The 15997-nt window shown below is 68.2% G+C and carries 17 protein-coding genes; 7 read left to right on the forward strand and 10 right to left on the reverse strand.

Annotation, left to right across the window (positions count from 1 at the left end; genetic code table 11):
* Nucleotides 1-61 precede the first annotated feature (61 nt).
* Together OHA40_RS14775 and OHA40_RS14780 are read right to left on the reverse strand one after the other, a co-directional pair.
* Nucleotides 62-862: a hypothetical protein gene (locus OHA40_RS14775; protein ID WP_330233616.1), complete on the reverse strand. Its 801-nt coding sequence runs from the start codon at nucleotides 860-862 to the stop codon at nucleotides 62-64.
* 98 nt (nucleotides 863-960) lie between these two features.
* Nucleotides 961-1488: a lipoprotein LpqH gene (locus tag OHA40_RS14780; RefSeq protein WP_330233617.1), complete on the reverse strand. Its 528-nt coding sequence runs from the start codon at nucleotides 1486-1488 to the stop codon at nucleotides 961-963.
* Nucleotides 1489-2052: 564 nt separating this feature from the next.
* Between OHA40_RS14780 and OHA40_RS14785 the strand changes: the two genes are divergently transcribed.
* The 5 genes from OHA40_RS14785 to OHA40_RS14805 all read left to right on the forward strand — a co-directional run bounded on the left by OHA40_RS14785 (nucleotide 2053) and on the right by OHA40_RS14805 (nucleotide 7668).
* Nucleotides 2053-3417 (forward strand): hypothetical protein, encoded by a 1365-nt coding sequence (locus OHA40_RS14785; protein ID WP_330234180.1) that lies wholly within the window; start codon nucleotides 2053-2055, stop codon nucleotides 3415-3417.
* Nucleotides 3417-4439, forward strand: a complete 1023-nt coding sequence (locus tag OHA40_RS14790) for a hypothetical protein (protein ID WP_330233618.1) — start codon at nucleotides 3417-3419, stop codon at nucleotides 4437-4439. Before OHA40_RS14785 ends, OHA40_RS14790 begins: the two co-directional genes overlap by 1 nt.
* Nucleotide 4440: 1 nt before the next feature.
* Complete coding sequence (locus tag OHA40_RS14795; RefSeq protein ID WP_330233619.1) at nucleotides 4441-5967, forward strand: tetratricopeptide repeat protein; 1527 nt, start codon at nucleotides 4441-4443, stop codon at nucleotides 5965-5967.
* Nucleotides 5964-7217 (forward strand): CHAT domain-containing protein, encoded by a 1254-nt coding sequence (locus OHA40_RS14800; protein ID WP_330233620.1) that lies wholly within the window; start codon nucleotides 5964-5966, stop codon nucleotides 7215-7217. Before OHA40_RS14795 ends, OHA40_RS14800 begins: the two co-directional genes overlap by 4 nt.
* A gap of 226 nt (nucleotides 7218-7443) precedes the next feature.
* A complete protein-coding gene (locus OHA40_RS14805) occupies nucleotides 7444-7668 on the forward strand; it encodes a hypothetical protein (RefSeq protein ID WP_330233621.1) in 225 nt (74 codons plus the stop codon).
* A gap of 7 nt (nucleotides 7669-7675) precedes the next feature.
* Here the strand turns inward: OHA40_RS14805 and OHA40_RS14810 are convergent, their stop codons facing one another.
* The 7 genes from OHA40_RS14810 to OHA40_RS14840 all read right to left on the reverse strand — a co-directional run bounded on the left by OHA40_RS14810 (nucleotide 7676) and on the right by OHA40_RS14840 (nucleotide 12696).
* Nucleotides 7676-7927, reverse strand: a complete 252-nt coding sequence (locus OHA40_RS14810) for a type II toxin-antitoxin system RelE family toxin (RefSeq protein WP_330233622.1) — start codon at nucleotides 7925-7927, stop codon at nucleotides 7676-7678.
* The gene (locus OHA40_RS14815; RefSeq protein ID WP_330233623.1) at nucleotides 7924-8196 is read right to left on the reverse strand and encodes a type II toxin-antitoxin system Phd/YefM family antitoxin; all 273 of its coding nucleotides are present in this window, start codon (nucleotides 8194-8196) and stop codon (nucleotides 7924-7926) included. The genes OHA40_RS14810 and OHA40_RS14815 overlap by 4 nt, the downstream gene beginning before the upstream one ends.
* Nucleotides 8197-8240: 44 nt before the next feature.
* Complete coding sequence (locus OHA40_RS14820; RefSeq protein ID WP_330233624.1) at nucleotides 8241-8645, reverse strand: nitroreductase family deazaflavin-dependent oxidoreductase; 405 nt, start codon at nucleotides 8643-8645, stop codon at nucleotides 8241-8243.
* Between the two features lie 181 nt (nucleotides 8646-8826).
* A complete protein-coding gene (locus tag OHA40_RS14825) occupies nucleotides 8827-9123 on the reverse strand; it encodes a hypothetical protein (RefSeq protein WP_330233625.1) in 297 nt (98 codons plus the stop codon).
* Between the two features lie 108 nt (nucleotides 9124-9231).
* Nucleotides 9232-9957 (reverse strand): amino acid ABC transporter ATP-binding protein, encoded by a 726-nt coding sequence (locus tag OHA40_RS14830; protein WP_330233626.1) that lies wholly within the window; start codon nucleotides 9955-9957, stop codon nucleotides 9232-9234.
* Nucleotides 9958-11754, reverse strand: coding sequence for an ABC transporter substrate-binding protein/permease (locus OHA40_RS14835; protein ID WP_330233627.1), 1797 nt, complete (start codon nucleotides 11752-11754; stop codon nucleotides 9958-9960).
* Between the two features lie 147 nt (nucleotides 11755-11901).
* Complete coding sequence (locus tag OHA40_RS14840) at nucleotides 11902-12696, reverse strand: LLM class F420-dependent oxidoreductase (RefSeq protein WP_330233628.1); 795 nt, start codon at nucleotides 12694-12696, stop codon at nucleotides 11902-11904.
* 208 nt (nucleotides 12697-12904) lie between these two features.
* On the opposite strand from OHA40_RS14840, the gene OHA40_RS14845 reads away from it, so the two are divergent.
* The gene (locus tag OHA40_RS14845; protein WP_330233629.1) at nucleotides 12905-13987 is read left to right on the forward strand and encodes an ABC transporter ATP-binding protein; all 1083 of its coding nucleotides are present in this window, start codon (nucleotides 12905-12907) and stop codon (nucleotides 13985-13987) included.
* A 214-nt stretch (nucleotides 13988-14201) separates the two neighbouring features.
* On the opposite strand, the gene OHA40_RS14850 is transcribed toward OHA40_RS14845, so the two are convergent.
* Nucleotides 14202-14729, reverse strand: a complete 528-nt coding sequence (locus OHA40_RS14850) for a winged helix-turn-helix transcriptional regulator (protein WP_442944004.1) — start codon at nucleotides 14727-14729, stop codon at nucleotides 14202-14204.
* A 94-nt stretch (nucleotides 14730-14823) separates the two neighbouring features.
* Here OHA40_RS14850 and OHA40_RS14855 point away from each other — a divergent pair, with 94 nt between their 5' ends.
* Entirely contained in the window at nucleotides 14824-15993 is a 1170-nt protein-coding gene (locus OHA40_RS14855) for a thiolase family protein (RefSeq protein ID WP_330233631.1), read from the forward strand.
* Nucleotides 15994-15997 lie beyond the last annotated feature (4 nt).

The following is a 15997-nucleotide window of genomic DNA, read 5'->3' on the forward strand; positions in this document are numbered from 1 at the left end:
GATGATCTCGAATCGACGCGGCATTCCCATTGGCGGATATGCGGCGGACGGACCGCGCCCACTAGGCGTTCACCGGAAGGGCGATGACGACCTCGCTCTCGTTCTCGGGCAGATAGTGCGCCTGCAGGACGCGGCCCATCTGCACCTGGCCGACACTGCCGGGTGCGAGGAACTTCGTCAGCCGGGTCGCGAAGGTCGATCCATCCGGCCGGGTGACCACCAGACCGAGTTCGACCTCGGAGTAACCGTCGCGGATCGCCCCGGTGACCGACAGCGATTGCACTACCGCCTGGGTGGTGACGCCGCGCTCGGCGATGTCGAGCTTGTGCCGGGTGGTGATGCCTTTGCGGATCAGCGACTCGTTGATCGCGTCCTGCGCTGCGGACGCGTCGCCGGACAGGTCGACCTCGACCTTGTCGGTGCGGCCGGGCAAGTACCGCACCGGGAGCACCACACCGGGACGCAGCAGGGCCAATTCGGTGAGCGGCACGATCAGCTTCGCCGACGAATCGAAGGTCTTGCCGTCCGCGCCCTCGACGCTGAACTCGATGCGGACCTGCGGCTGGTCGTTGACGGTCAACCCGGTCTGCCGCACCGCCCGAACCGTGCCGAGCCCCGTGAGCCCCGCGCGGAACTCGGCGCTGTTGCGACCGGTGAACGCGGCGACGATGCCTTCTCCCGTGAATGCGAAGACGATCGGCACCAGCGTCAGCGCGAGAATCGGCAGCGCCATCTCGAAGCCGAGCCAGCCCATTCCGGCGGGCTCGTATTGGCTTGTGGGGACGTAGGTTACCGCGTGATGGACGTAGTAGCCGATCGCCGCGGCGGCGAGGGCCAGGGCGAGCAGGCGGATCTTCTTCATGGCATTCCTTCGGGGTGTGCGGTTTCAAGATTCACCGCGGCCCGTCATCCCGGTGCGGCGACCGGGATGACGGGTGCGGGTCGGAGGGCAGGCGGCGATCAGGCGCCGACGATGGACGAGCAGGCGAAGGTGATCTCGAACTTCGACGCTTTCGGCCCGGCCAGCGGGTTGGTGAGGTCGGGGGCGCCCACACCCTCGCCGGTGACCTTGTAGCTGTTGCCGTCTTTCACGACCGTGGCCGAGCCGCCCGGCATGCCGTTGCCGAAGCCGATCGCGTAGGGGAGGCCGTTGTCGCCGCCCTTGCTGCCCGCGATCGCGACCGCCTGCACGGTGTCGGCGTCGGTAATGGTCGCGCTCACCGAGAGGTTGCCGTAGGCGGAGTTGTCGGTGTCGGTCAGTGCGAGCGCCAGCGTGCCGCCCTGCCTGGCGCAAGTGGTGGTGAACTTCGCGTCGAAGGCCTTGCCATCGACCGACGCGATCGACTTGCCCGCAGGAGCCGCCGGGCCCGGCTGCGCCGAGGAGGGCGGGGCGGTGGAAGTGCTCGCGTCGTCGCTGCATCCGGTGACGAGCAGGGCGACGGCGGCGGACGCGGCGAGAGCGGCGGAGGCGAAGCGGATGCTGTTCATGGTCTGTCCTTGTGGTTCGTGGGCGCGGCGCCCCGGTCTTTGTTTCGTTCGGCCCGCGGTGCGGAGCCGATGAGAGAAAGCTAGGAACGGTTCGCGCCCTACCGATCCCAGGTTTTGCACTCCTCGTAGGCAGCGAGCATCCAGATGCCGCGGGCACGTACCCACGCAAAACATCGGCCCAACTCCCGTTCTCGAGCGCAGGCAGAGCTAGCGTTTGCCATTGGCGCCCCTGGGAACAGGGAGAGCCCGGCTCATGTCCGAACAGCCGACCATCCACGACAAATCGCCAGCGGCAACCACCCGGCCATCAGCACCAGTCATCCCGCGCACACCACGACTTGCTACGCCCACGCACCACATCGGCCCGCCGCGATTTTCGAGCGAAGCGAGACCGAGCATTCCCCGTTCGCGGCCCGGCTCGCGTCCGAGCGGCCGCCGCGTCCGCGACGCAGTCGCCAGCGGCGGTCGCTCGGACGCGAGCCATAAGGGGGCCGCGAACACGCCGCGACGAATTCGCGGCAAATCAAACACAGCTAGCCTGGTCGAATGCGACGACCGCGCGCCATGGTGCTCGACGAGGTGTGGCGCAGGCTCGAGGGTGTCGAAGCGCTCAGCGGCCCACACGGCGGTCCGTTGCGCCGCACGGTGAAGCTCGTGCTCGACCCGCTGGTGATCCGCCCCGTGCAGCATCCGTTGTGCGCCGACCCGATCCTGACGGCCGATGGCGCGGTACTGCTCGAAGCGCGTATCCAGGCCGCGGCCGACGTGCTGCGCGCGACGGCGGCCTGGTTCACCGTGCTCAAGCAGGTGCGCCGGGCGCTGCGGGTCACCGAAGGGCATCCGCAGGATCTGTACTTCCAGCGCTGCTTCGAACTGGCGACCACCTCGGGCATGCCGGACCTGGCGGTGGCCTCTGCCATCGCCGAGGCCACGCTGCGCGAGATCCACGAGTACACCGCCGGACGCACCACCCAGGCGCTCAAGGAGTACCTGAACGACCACACCAACGAACGGGAGCTGGCCGGGCTGCTCGACCTCGCCTGGCGTCGGCGCCCGCTGACGAACCCGTCCGGCGGTGACCACGCCGCCGCAGTGGACGCGCTGCTGGAAGCCTGCGCCGCGGCACGACTCGGTCGAGACACGACCGAAGCGCAGCCCGCGCTGGATCGTTTGGTCGCCGCCCACACCGGAACGCACTTGGGAATCCAGCTGTGGCGGAACGAATCCGGCCCCGCGGCGCGGGAACTCGGGCTGACCGCGCATCCGGTGCCGCTGCGACCGGTCATCGGCGTCTCCGCCTCGAAATCGACCTTGGGACTGCCGTTCGATCGCACCGTCTACGAGCGTGTGTTCACCGTCCTGCAGGCATCGAGCGACCGCGCCGAGCTGCCGCCGATCCCGGAGCTGGTCGACGTCGAGATCGCCAGGAGCTGTGCGCCGTGGGCACTGTTGGACGAGTCGTTGCGTGTGGCCGCGACGGCGGGGACGTCGCTGGCGCTCGGGCTGGCACCGATTGATCAGCGAGTGGGACGAGCAGCGGGTCAATTGCGTCTCGCCGAAACGGGCGCCGGCGCCGCGCAATCCACCGCGCACCAGGTGATCAACGGCCGCTGGCAACGGGAGGCCTACGTGCTGCAGGCCCGACGGCTGGTGGTGAGCACCGGTTCCGCCGAACCGCCCACCGGCCCACTGGCCGCCATCGCCGCAGAGCTGACCACGCCGTGGCGGCCCTACCTGCGGCGACTGTGGGTTCGCCTGCACGGCAGGGACGTCCGGGAGTTCGCGGTCCACGGCCCGGACGAGTTGTGGGATCTGCTCGACGGCGTGGCGCGCTCGGTCATCCTCGACCATCGCACGCGGGTCAAACGGGCGCTCAGTGTGCGGATCGGCGCGGTCGAGCCGGACGCGGCGGAATCGAAGGCGAGTTGATGAGCACGACCGTACGGATCCGGTATCGAGACGGGCTGTGGACCATCGCCCCGGACGGCGCGCCGACCGTTGTAGACGGCGCGGCCGGCATCGACGTGCTCGTGCTCGAAGTGGCAGGCGGGCACCTGACCTGGAGCTTGCTCGCCGGACACGCGATTCCGGCGGCGGTGATCGATGACCGCGCCCTCGCCCAGGAATGGATCTGGGCGGTATACGGCCCGGAGGTAGCCCTCGCGCTCGACGAATCGGACGGGCGCGAAAGGGAATACACCGCCGAGCCCGCATTGCCGGACCTCGCCGCACGCGTATGGCGTCTCGGCTATGCCCGCTGGGCGGCACGTTGGTGGCCCGCCTCCACCCTGGATGGCATCGCGCCGCTGGACGAGCACCTGCTGGAGGACGAAATCGCCGCGCTGAGCGAGGAATGCGAGCTGATCGTCGACGGAGCGGACGCGCTGATCGAGAGACGCGGCAGCGCCGAGACACCGAGCCGCGCGGAGGACTACGCGCTGGCCGCCGGACCGGTCGCGGCTGTCGAGCCCGGCGCCCTCGTCTTGTCCAGGGGCACCGCGGGCTGGGACTGGCACCGCTGCCCACCGGGCCTGCTCGACGCCTCGGAGCGCGCCGTGTCCTGGGCAGTGGTGCGCACCGCGGGCACGACGATCGTGCGGGTCAGCGCGGTCGCCGCACCGCTGTCGGCCGTGGATGTCCCAGCGCACCTATATCCCCGCGCCCGAATCCGGGCCGCCGGTGGCGCGGCCGACGTGCCGCTGCTTCGCGACGGCGAACTCTGGCACGCCGAGACCGCCGCGCCGGCCGGATCGGAGTCGCGCGTGGCTGTGGAAATCTACGTGCCCGGCGTCGGCCCGGACGCCAAGGAAGCGGATGCCGCCGACCGTCGCGCCCGGATCCGCGCGCTGGTCACGGCGCGGCTGCGCCGCACGGCCGACGCGCCGGACAATTCCGTCGACGCCCCGTTGCTCGCCGAAATCGCCGCTGCTGCTACCGATTCGGACTTCTGACATGGCCGACGACGGTCGCGATGACGGTCGCGAGCTGCTCGCCGCAGGCGCCGCGGCCTACGCCCGCGGGGACACCCCGGAGGCCAAGCGCCTCTTCGAGGACGCCGCGAACAAGACCACCGGCGACATCCGGCTCGGCGCGATCATCAACGCGGCGAGCATGGCCGACGAACTCGGCGACCACACCGCCTCGCTCGACCTCTACCGCGCTGCGTTGGCCGAAATGCCCGACCACGCACCGCGATTGCGCCCGAACGCGCTGGTCAACATGTCGCAGGCGTTGCAGCACCTGGGTGAACTCGACGAGGCGCAGGCGGCGCTGGAGCAGGCGCGGGCGATGCTCGCCGACAACACCGACACCGACCTCGGCGTACTGCGCGTAGCCTGCTTGCTGTCGCTGACCGCCGTCGCGCTGCACCGCCAGAACTGGGCCTACGCCGCCGAGCTGGCCACCGAATCGCTGGCGGCGGCACGGCGTTTCGCGCCGCAACTGGCCGGCCACCCGTTGATGAATCTCGCCGCGACCTACTTCGAGACCGGACGCCGCGACCTGGCCGTCGATTTCGCGCGGCAGGCGCTTGCCGCGTTCGAGTCGGTAGACGACCGCAACGCGGTCGCCGAGACCGAACAGAACCTCGCGACCATGCTGGTCCGCATCGAGCGGTACGACGAGGCGGAGGCTCCGCTGCGGTCCAGTCAGGAGTACTTCGAGCGGACCGGTCTCGGGTATCGGGCCGGAATCGGGCTCAAGACGATGGGTTTTCTGGCTGAGGGCCGCGGCGACCTCGCGAGCGCGCAGGACTGCTACGGGCGGAGCTTGGCGTACTTCATGGCGTCCTGCGCCGTGCTGGACGCAGCCGACCTGCGCATGCGATTGTCCACAGTGGCGTTCAAGACCGGGCGTCCCGCCGAGTGTGAGGAGCTGTTCGCCGCGGCATTCACGACTTATGCCGAGCGCGGCCTCGGACTGCACTGCGCTCAGCTCGATTTCTGGCACGCGACGCTCCTGGACGAGGCGATTGCCGCGACCGAGGCACCCACCGCGGAAATGCTCGCACACGCGGTCGGCCTCGCCGTTCCCGCCGCCCTGGCGATCGATGCCGTGCGCTACACCCTGCCCAACGGCACCCAGCGCGAACAGTGGAACCGCGAGATAGCCGACCCGGCCATGCGGTTGGCGTTCCGGTTCGCCTTCCTGTCCGACAACGGGCCGCTGCTCGCCGATCTCATCGAAACAGAATGCGCTGGAACTACTTTGGCGATCGACCGATCCGAACGCGACCGCGCTGCGCGGCTCCCGCTCGCATTGTTCGATGCACCGCGGGAGTTCGACGACCACCCTGGCAGCGTCGCGCTGCAACTCGGCGCCGCCCTCGCCGACGTTGCCGCCGGTGCGGGCTTACCGGTCGCGCCGCCTCCGCGCCTGGCGCTGGCGGAGGAAGGCCGAATCGCGCTCGCGCCGTTCATCACCGCCGCCGAGCAGCGCTATGGCCGAGTGATCCGCGACGATCGGGTACTGACGATATGACGCCGACCGTGATCGTCCGCATGGCGGACGCCGGAGACGTATACGTGTCGTGGCGCTGGGTCGGCGATAGCGCGGCGCGCGGCGCGAGCATGCTTCCGGAAGAAGCCGCCACGCGGGCGGTGGGCATGCTCGCGGAGGCGCTGCCGCGGCCCGGCGAGTCCGGCGGTCTGGAGCGCGCGCTGACCACCGGCGCCTTCGCCGACTACGAGCGGGAGTACGTGGTGGCACAGGCACTCTCCCGAGCGCTGCTCCCCTACGGCTTGGCCGCCCAGCTCCACGAACTGTGGCAGCGCGGCGTGCGCCCGCATATCCGGTTGCAGCCGTCACCACGCGTCGCGCAGGTGCCGTGGGAGTTGATCGCTCCGGACCGCGATGTCCGGCTGATCGACATCGCGGACGTCAGCCTGCTCGCCCCGGCGAGCGTCGTGCAAGCGCCGGGACGCACCGCGCGCGACTGGACGCGGACGCAGGCGAGTCCGGTCGTCGCGGTGCTGGACCCACGGGTCCCCGGCTTCCGCGCCGATTCGATGCTCGGCTCGGTCCTGGGCCGCATGACCGCCGACACTCCACTCGCGCAACGGATGGCGAGCTATGCGATGCGTGGCAGGCTGCGGCCCGCGGTCGAGGACCCGGTCGAGGTATTCCGCCGCACCGACATCGACCGCGACTGGCTGGGCGCCGTCTTGCGCGAGGGAGCGAGCCGCATGATCTACGTCGGTCACGTCACCGCCGCCGCGCCCGAATCCGGCCGCAGCGAGGACGCCCAACTGCACCTGGCCTGCACGGCCGATGCCGTCGGCTTCGCCGAACCCACCCGCACGCACCGGCCATTGTCGGCCAAGGATCTGCTGCTCGGCACACACACGATCGACGGAGATCCCGTTGCCGGGCCCCAACTGTGGCCGGTACCGAGCCGGGTGGCGCTGATCGCCTGTGAAAGCGGCGGCGACCTGCGATTCAGCGAAGCGCTCGGCCTGACCGCCGCCATGATCAGCGGCGGCGCCGAACTGGTCACCGCGAGCAGGTGGGCGTTGCCGACCGACCTCGCCTTCCAGCGCATCGCGGGCGCACCGCCCGAAGCCCACCCGCTCCAGCACGCCATCTGCGCCATCGACGCGGCGCATGAACAGCCCGAGCCGGTGACCGCGCTCGCCGAATGGCAGCGCGCCCGGTTGGCCGCCTGGCGCGACACCGGCGGGATCGAGGACTCGCCGGTGCTCTGGGCGGCGTTCGCGACCATACGCGCCTAATGAGCAAACCATTGATCATGGTTCCGTAGACCGCTCTACCTGCACAGAGTCCGCAATATCCGAGCGAAAACGGGTATCCGCTACGCATGCGCACTCGAGGACGTCGACGGCACCATGCGGAGGTGGAGACAGCTAAGCTCAGACGCCTTCAACTACAGCGTGTTCCGACCAAGAGTAGCTACACCATTCGGATGACCGTCTCGACCGGCCACTGAGGAGCCCACTCATGCGTTACTACGCCGTCTACGACATCGACGGGAACATTGCCACCATCCTCGGGCAACCCGACCACGCCCCGCCGCTGCGCCCCACTGGCCACCAGCTCACCGAACTGGCAATTCCCGAGGGAGCCATCGAGCCCGTGGACCCGGGCAACCTGGTGACCCTGCTCGAAATCGCCGCGGACTACCAGAGCGGCGCATCGCACACCCGCGCCGATACGAGGCCCTGACCGCCGATCACCGATAGGCATCGGAACGCTTGGCCACGATGAAGATCGTGATGACCTGCTCGCTGTCATCGATCTCGTAGACGATGCGGTACTGCCCGATGCGAACCCGCCAATCGTCGTGGCTGCCGACCAGCTTTTTCGCACCGGTCGGGCGCGGGTTCTCGGTCAGACCGATGATGGCGTGCAGTGCCGCCTCCAGCACGTCACGGGGCAGCCTCTGCAGTTGTTTGAGGACGTCGGGGTGAAACGCGATCTTCACGAGGCGAGTACCGACGCCGGGTCAACGCCCAGATCGTCGAGCATCTGCGACATGGACAGGGTCGAATACGCCTCAGCGCGGATGTCACGCAACTGGAGGGCGTCAACCAGGTCAGCATGCTCATGCAGCCGCTCATAGTCAGCCATCGAAATGATCACGGCAACCTCGGTGCCGCTATCGGTAATGATCACCTCTTCGCCACTCGCGGCCACTTCTCGCACAATGGCGCCGAGCTGCATTCGCAACTCCCGCAAGCTCTGTGTACTCATGTTAAACATGTTACACATTTCTGCCCGAGGGTGGCGGATTCGAACTACGCCCGGGTCAGGGCGACCACCGGGATGACGCGTGCGGTCTTCATTTCGTGCTCGGCGAAGAACGGGTAGGCGTTTTTGAGCATGGCCCAGGTGACAGCGCGGTCGTCGCCGGTGAGCGGGGTGGCCAGCGCCGCGTAGGTCTCCTCGCCCACCTCGACGGTGACGTGCGGATTCGCCCGCAGGTTCAGGTACCAATCCGGGTGCTTCGGGGAGCCGACGTTGGACCCGATGACCAAGAGGCGGCCGCCGTCGCGGTGGAACATCATCGGGGTGGTGTGCGGGGCGCCGGAACGGCGGCCGGTCGTGGTCAGCAGGACCAAGCGGTCGCGATGCATACCCTCGATGTCACTGCCGGCGCGGAACTGAGCGATCGTTCGACGATTGATCTCCTTGACGTCCATGGTTCACCTCCCTCGGATGTGGTGGACCATGCTCAGCTTTCCCCTTGGCCGCGCGCCACGTCCGGAGAATGCGCGGATCAGCGTCGCGACCTGCGCATTCGGCCGCGATGATGAAGTAGGTGCTGATTCCGGAGTTCTTCGATCACCCCGCCGGGACTACCGGGACTCGGGCGTCCGCGAGTCAGTGCTCGTCGAAGTGTCCGTTGTGAGCGGCGTGGCGATGGCCGTCGTGCAGGTAGTCGACGTGGTCGCCGTGCTGGACGGTCTCATGGCCGCAGTTGGGGCCGTGCCGATGCGGGTGATCGGTGCACTCGGTGTGCCCGGACGGCTCGCATTCGTCGTAGTGGCCCTCGTGTTCGCGATGCAGATGACCGCCGTGGGCGTAGTCGATGTGATCGCCGTGCTGGACGGCCGTGTGGCCGCAGTCCGGGCCGTGGACGTGCTCATGGCCGGTGTGCTGCACATGTGCTGTGGTCATCGAATTCCCCTCTTTCCGTCATCGGACAGCTGGAATCGTGATGAGCAATACATTAGCAGATGTGCATCAATAGAGATTGCCCTCAATGTGCTGGCTGGGCCGTACGGCTCAGAGCACCTGGGAGAGGAACCTCTGCAACCGCGGCGTCCGCGGGTTGTCGAACAGCGCGTCGGGCGAGCCGGTCTCCACGACCTGCCCTTGGTCCATGAACACCACGCTGTCGGAAACCGAGCGCGCGAAACCCATTTCGTGCGTCACCACGATCATCGACATGCCGCCGGAGGCGAGGTCGGTCATCAGGGCCAGCACCCCCTTGACCAGCTCTGGGTCCAAGGCCGAAGTGGCCTCGTCGAAGAACATGATCTCCGGACGCATGGCCAGCGCCCGCGCGATCGCGACGCGCTGCTGTTGTCCGCCGGAGAGGTTGGCAGGTCTGGTGTCGGCCTTCTCCGCCAGTCCGACGATCTCCAGCTGTTCGACGGCCACCGTCCGCGCCTCGTCCTTGGACAGGCCATGCAGCTTGCGCGGACCGAGCGCGACGTTCTCCGCGACCGTCTTGTGCGGGAACAGATTGAAGTGCTGGAAGACCATGCCGATGCGCTGGCGCAGCCGGTCCGGGTTCTCGGTGAGCACGGACTTGCCGTCCAGCAGCACATCGCCCCGGTCCGGTTCGTACAGCCGGTTCAGCACCCGCAGCAGCGTCGATTTGCCCGAGCCGGAGGGGCCGATGACGGTGGCAGTCTTGCCCGCGTCGACATGGATGTCGATGCCGCGCAGCACATGGTTGTGCCCCAGCGTCAGGTGCAGGCCGGTACCGGTGAGGGAGGCACTCATCTATCCGCGCCCTTCCGTGATCGTGGCGGTCTCGATCGGGTCGATCGGCCGGTCGGGACGTCCGGTGCGCATCCGGCGGTCGATGTAGTTCACCAGGTGGGTGAGCGGGACGGTCAGCAGCAGGTAGACCAGACCGGCGGCCACCAGCGGCGAGAGGTTCCCGGTCTGGGCGTTGAGGTCGCGACCGACGGCGAACAACTCGCGCTGGGTGGCGAGCAGGCCGAGAAAGTAGATCAGCGAGGAATCCTTGATCAGCGCGATGAATTGGTTCATCAGCGCGGGCAGCACCCGGCGCACGCCCTGCGGGATCACCACCAGCGTCATTGCCTGCCGGTAGCCGAACCCGATAGCACGCGCCGCTTCCAGCTGACCCGGCTCGACCGATTGGATACCGGAGCGGAAGATCTCGCCGATATAGGCCGAGGCGAGCAACGCGAGTGCGACGGCGCCGAGCCAGTACGGGTTGTTCCCGGTGAGATTGCGCACCACTGGGCCGACGCCGAGACCGATCAGCAGGATGATCACCACGGCGGGCAGTCCGCGGAAGATGTCGGTGTACACCCGCGCGGGCCAGCGCAGCCAGCGAGTCCGGGAGATTCCGGCGACCGCGAGCAGCATGCCGAGCAGAGTGCCGAGCGCACCCGAAACCACCGCGAGGATCAAGGTATTCGGCAGGCCGGTCTTGAACAGGTCGGGAAAAGCCTTGCGGTACAACGACCAGTCGAAGAACGTGTCCTTCAACTGCTGCACGGTGGATTTCGGCGCATTCTGCTCGGTGCTGCCCTGCTGCTCGTCCGCGGCGAGCGCGGCGAAGTCCGGCAATTGCGGCGCGGGCACCGACTTGGAACCCGGCTTCCAGCCCGGGGGCAGTTCCCTCGGCACCCAGTCGCTATAGAGCCTGGCGTAGGTGCCGTCCGCGATCACCGCGTCCAAACCACTGTTGAGCGCATCGATCAGGGGCTGATTGTGCTTGGCGACGGCGTAGCCGACGAAGTTGTCCAGGCTGAAGGTGTTCTGCGAGACCGAGATTCCGTCGCCGGGCTTGATCGCGCCTTCCGCCTGAGCGGACGGCGCGACCCACGCATCCACCTGGCCGGACTTCAGATTGGCGTAAGCGGTGTTGTAATCCGGGAACTTCACCGGGTCCAGGCGCAGCTGGTTCACCACGAACTCGTCCTGGACCGTGCCCTGCACCACGGCGATCCTGGTGCCGCGGTTGAGATCGGAAAAGCCTTTGATGGCACTGCCGTTCGGCACCACAAGGGAGAAGTAGCCGAAGTCGTAGCCGTTGGTGAAGCCGACCAGCTGGCGGCGTGCGTCGGTGGTGGTGATGTTCGACGAGCCGACGTCGAAGCGGCCGCCGGACACCTGGGCGAGCAGCCCGGCGAACTCGGTGCCGGAGAACTCCACTTGGAGACCGAGCTCGGCTCCGATCGCCTTCAGCAGTTCGTTGTCGAAGCCGGTGAACGTGCCCTGCCGGTTGACGCAGATGCTCGGCGGCGCGTCCGAGAGCGTGCCGACGCTGAGTTTGCCCGGCGTGATCAACCCGAGCTTCGAGACGTCGATCGATGCCGGCGGCGCGGTCGTCGCGGTGGTGTAGCGGTCGGTGCCCGCGGCGGCCGAGGAGGCCAGGTTCGTGGGCGCGGCGGACGCGGCCGCTACACCCGGCGGTGCGCAGAGGTTGCGCTCGGTGGACGCGTCGTCGGAGCCGGAACCGCACGCCGTTGCGCTCAGACCGACGGCAAGCAATATCACGGCGATCAACGCGCGAGACCGCACAGCGGGCAGAACAGCCATGATGGACAACCCTAGCCGCGGGAACCTGTACTCCCCAGCTACCCCGAGGCCGATACCGCGAGAACCCTTGCCTGTGCGGAGGCCGAGAGTTCCGATCACGGTGATCCGAACACCGCTGGGTCGGCTGTCAGCCGCCGGGCTATCGGGTCAAGCGATTCCGCTGACCGGCTCCGGGTTGACCTCGTCGCGCCACCGAACGGCGGTTTCGACCTCGCTGAGGTCATAGTCCGGTCCGCTGACCCCGACGGTGAACGTCGTCACGCCCGCGTCCACGAAGCTCGGCGCCTTGGCCACACCCGGCCATTGCACCGAGCGTTCGATGCGCGCCTGGTCGGTGCCGACGGCGGCGCAATGGTCGGCGAGCACCTGGTTTTTGTGCGCGAGGACATCCAGGTCGGCGAAGGTGTGCCACATGTCGGCGTACTGGGCGACCAGCCGCAACGTCTTCTTCTCACCGCCGCCGCCGATCAGGATCGGGATGTGGCGGGTCGGCCGCGGGTTGAGCATGGGCAGCCGGGCAGTGATCCGGACCAGGTTCTCCTTCAGCAGTGCGAGCCTGCTTCCGGGCGTGCCGAAGTCGTAGCCGTACTGGTCGTAGTCCTTTTCGAACCAGCCGGCGCCGATACCGAGAATGAGGCGGCCGCCGCTGATGTGGTCGACGGTGCGCGCCATGTCGGCGAGCAGGTCCGGATTGCGGTAGCCACCGCCGGTGACGAGCGCACCGATCTGCACCCGCTCGGTCTGCTCGGCGAACGCGCCCAGCATCGTCCAGCACTCGAAGTGCGCGCCGTCCGGGTCGCCGGTGAGCGGGAAGAAGTGATCCCAGTTGAAGACGATGTCGACACCCGCGTCCTCGGACCGCAGCACAGCGTCGCGGATGAGCCCGTATTCGGGCGCGTGCTGCGGCTGCAGCTGAACTCCGATACGAACTGGACGACTCATGCGTACTCCTCGTCGCTCGGGTGGACTCCCCGATCGAGGCTACCGGCGGTCGGGTTCCCGCGGGCGGCGCTCTCGCCGCGCGTCGAGGGTTCGGCTGGGGTGCGGGTGGCCCACAACCGGCCCGCGCACGGCACCGACCCAGTAGGATCGTCCCGCCCTTACTCGGATCGTCCGGCACGTTCCTGCCGGGATGGGATGTGAATACGTCATGGCCACTGTGACCTTCGACCACGCGACACGGCTCTACCCCGGAGCCGCCACACCCGCGGTGGATCGGTTGAATCTGGAGATCGCGGACGGTGAGTTCCTCGTGCTGGTCGGCCCGTCCGGCTGCGGGAAATCGACCTCGCTGCGCATGCTCGCCGGACTGGAGGACGTCAACGACGGCCGCATCCTGATCGGCGCGAACGACGTGACGCACGCCGAGCCCAAGGAACGCGATATCGCCATGGTGTTCCAGAACTACGCGCTCTACCCGCACATGACCGTCGCGGAGAACATGGGCTTCGCGCTGAAGCTGGCCAAGGTCGCCAAGGCGGAGAAGGAGAAGCGGGTCCTGGAGGCGGCGAAGTTGCTCGACCTGGAGCCCTACCTGGACCGCAAGCCGAAGGCGCTGTCCGGCGGCCAGCGCCAGCGGGTCGCGATGGGCCGGGCGATCGTGCGTCAGCCACAGGTGTTCCTGATGGACGAGCCGCTGTCCAACCTGGATGCGAAGCTGCGCGTGCAGACCCGCACCCAGATCGCACAGCTGCAGCGCAGGCTCGGCACCACCACCGTGTACGTCACGCACGACCAGGTCGAGGCGATGACCATGGGCGATCGCGTCGCCGTGCTGAAGGACGGCCTGCTGCAGCAGTGCGCCACGCCGCGCGACCTGTACCGCGATCCGGCCAACGTCTTCGTCGCGGGCTTCATGGGCTCACCGGCCATGAACCTGTTCACGCTGCCGGTCACCGATGGCCAGGTCATGCTGGGCGGGCACGCGGTACCGCTGCCGCGTTCGGTCGCCGACGAGGCGGGGGCCACCGTGACGGTCGGCATCCGGCCCGAGCATTTCGAGCTGGGCGACGGCTCCGGCATCGAGATGGAGGTCGACGTGGTGGAGGAACTCGGCTCCGACGCCTACATCTACGGCCGTACCAGTGCCGGGGACGAGACCGGTAGCGCCGCGGAAACCATTGTGGCGCGTGCGGATTGGCGTAATCCGCCGGCGAAGGGCACCCGGTTGCAGCTGTCCACCGATCCGGAGCACATCTACTTCTTCGACACCGACGGCCGTCGGCTCAACTGAGCAAGTCGCCGAAGGCCCGCTCGCCCAACCGGTTCGGCGAGCGGGCCGCTGGTCCGGAAGCACCGATCGGCTCGCCGGATCGCGTTGTGAACATCGACGCGACCCACGAGGGGGACGCGATCGCATCCGGGTCGACCGCCTCGGCAAGATGCCGCGCGGTACGTCATGCGGCCGACGGGCCTAGCTGCCGCGTCTCGACCGCGGCCGCGGCGTCCTAGACCTCCCCGGCGGGCCGCCGTTTCCGCAGCTCGCGGACGTACTCCTGGTTGAGCCGCACACCAAGCTCTTCGAGCTCGATCTCCCGGCCGGACTCGCTGCGCACCTGTACCCGCACCGGAGCACCGGTCGCCTCCTCGACCAGCAGGAGTGGAGCCGGGCCCGGCTGCAGATACGCGTCGCCCCACTGCATGAGCGCGAGCACCGCGGGCAGCAGATCCCGCCCCATCGGCGTGAGCACGTATTCGTGCCGCGTGCGCTGGCCTTCCTCCTGATACGGCTGTTTCGCCAGCAAGCCCGCCTCGGTGAGTTTGCGCAACTGGGTGGCAGCGGCCGCGTCGGTGATGCCGACCCGGCCGGCGAACCCGTCGAACCGCCGGGTCCCGTAGTACGCCTCGCGCAGGATGAGTACCGCGGAGCGGGTGCCGACGATGTCGATCGCCTTCGCGATCGAGCAATCCTCCGCTTTCCACGAGCTCAGATCGGCCAACGGTCCTTCCATCACGGCTGCCATGACGAACATCATACCGAGGCTGACTTGTATAAACTATAGTAAGACCTGACTATGGGTTTATAGAGCCAGGCGAGGCGGCTCGGCTCTCGGTCCGGAAGGAAGCACCATGAGAGACGCGGTGATTGTCGAAGCGGTACGTACCCCGATCGGCAAAGGCAAGCCGAACGGCGCACTGCACAACGTCAACGCGGTGGACCTGCTGGCCCACAGCCTGCGCGCGGTGGTGGACCGCAGCGGCATCGATCCCGCACTCATCGACGACGTGATCGGTGGCATCGTCACCCAGGTCGGCGAGCAGGGCGCGAACATGACCCGGCGGGCCGTGCTGGCCGCCGGATATCCCGAATCCGTCCCCGCGACCACGGTCGATCGGCAGTGCGGCAGCAGCCAGCAGGCGATCCACTTCGCCGCGCAGGGCGTCATCGCGGGGGCCTACGACATCGTCGTCGCCGCGGGCGTCGAATCGATGGGCCGAGTTCCCATGGGCGCCAACCTGGTCGGTTCGGACGACATCTCCGGTGCCGGTTTCGCCGAGCGCTACCCGGATGGCCTGGTGCCGCAGGGCATCAGCGCCGAGCTGATCGCGGCCAGGTGGGGCCTGACCCGCACCCAGCTGGACGAGTTCGCGCTCGGCAGCCACGAGAAGGCCGCGCTCGCCACCAAGAACGGACTGTTCGCCAGGGAGCTCGCGCCGATCAACGGACTCGCCACCGACGAGGGCATCCGGGTCGGCAGCACGCTGGAGACGCTGGCCGGGCTCCGTCCCGCCTACTACGACCCGGCCATGGCCGACCGGTTCCCGCAGATCGGCTGGGAGATCACCGCGGCGAGCGCGAGCCAGGTGAGCGACGGCAGCGCCGCGATGTTGATCATGACCAGCGAGCGCGCCACGCAACTCGGGCTGAAACCGCTCGCCCGGCTGCACAGCTTCGCCGTAGCCGGTGACGATCCGCTCCTGATGCTGACCGCCGTGATCCCCGCGACCAGAAAGGTGCTGCAGCGCGCTGGACTGCGCTTGTCCGACATCGACCTGATCGAGATCAACGAGGCGTTCTCGCCGGTCGTACTGGCCTGGGCGCACGACACCGAGGCGGATCTGGCCAAGGTCAACGTCAACGGCGGCGCCATCGCCATCGGGCACCCGCTCGGCGCGTCCGGTGCACGCCTGATGACCACGCTGGTCCACGCGATGCAGGACCGCGGCGCCCGCTACGGCCTGCAAACCATGTGTGAGGCAGGCGGTTTGGCTAACGCCACCATCCTCGAACGGTTGTGAGTGA

This window comes from Nocardia sp. NBC_00508 (genome assembly GCF_036346875.1).
Taxonomy (GTDB): domain Bacteria; phylum Actinomycetota; class Actinomycetes; order Mycobacteriales; family Mycobacteriaceae; genus Nocardia.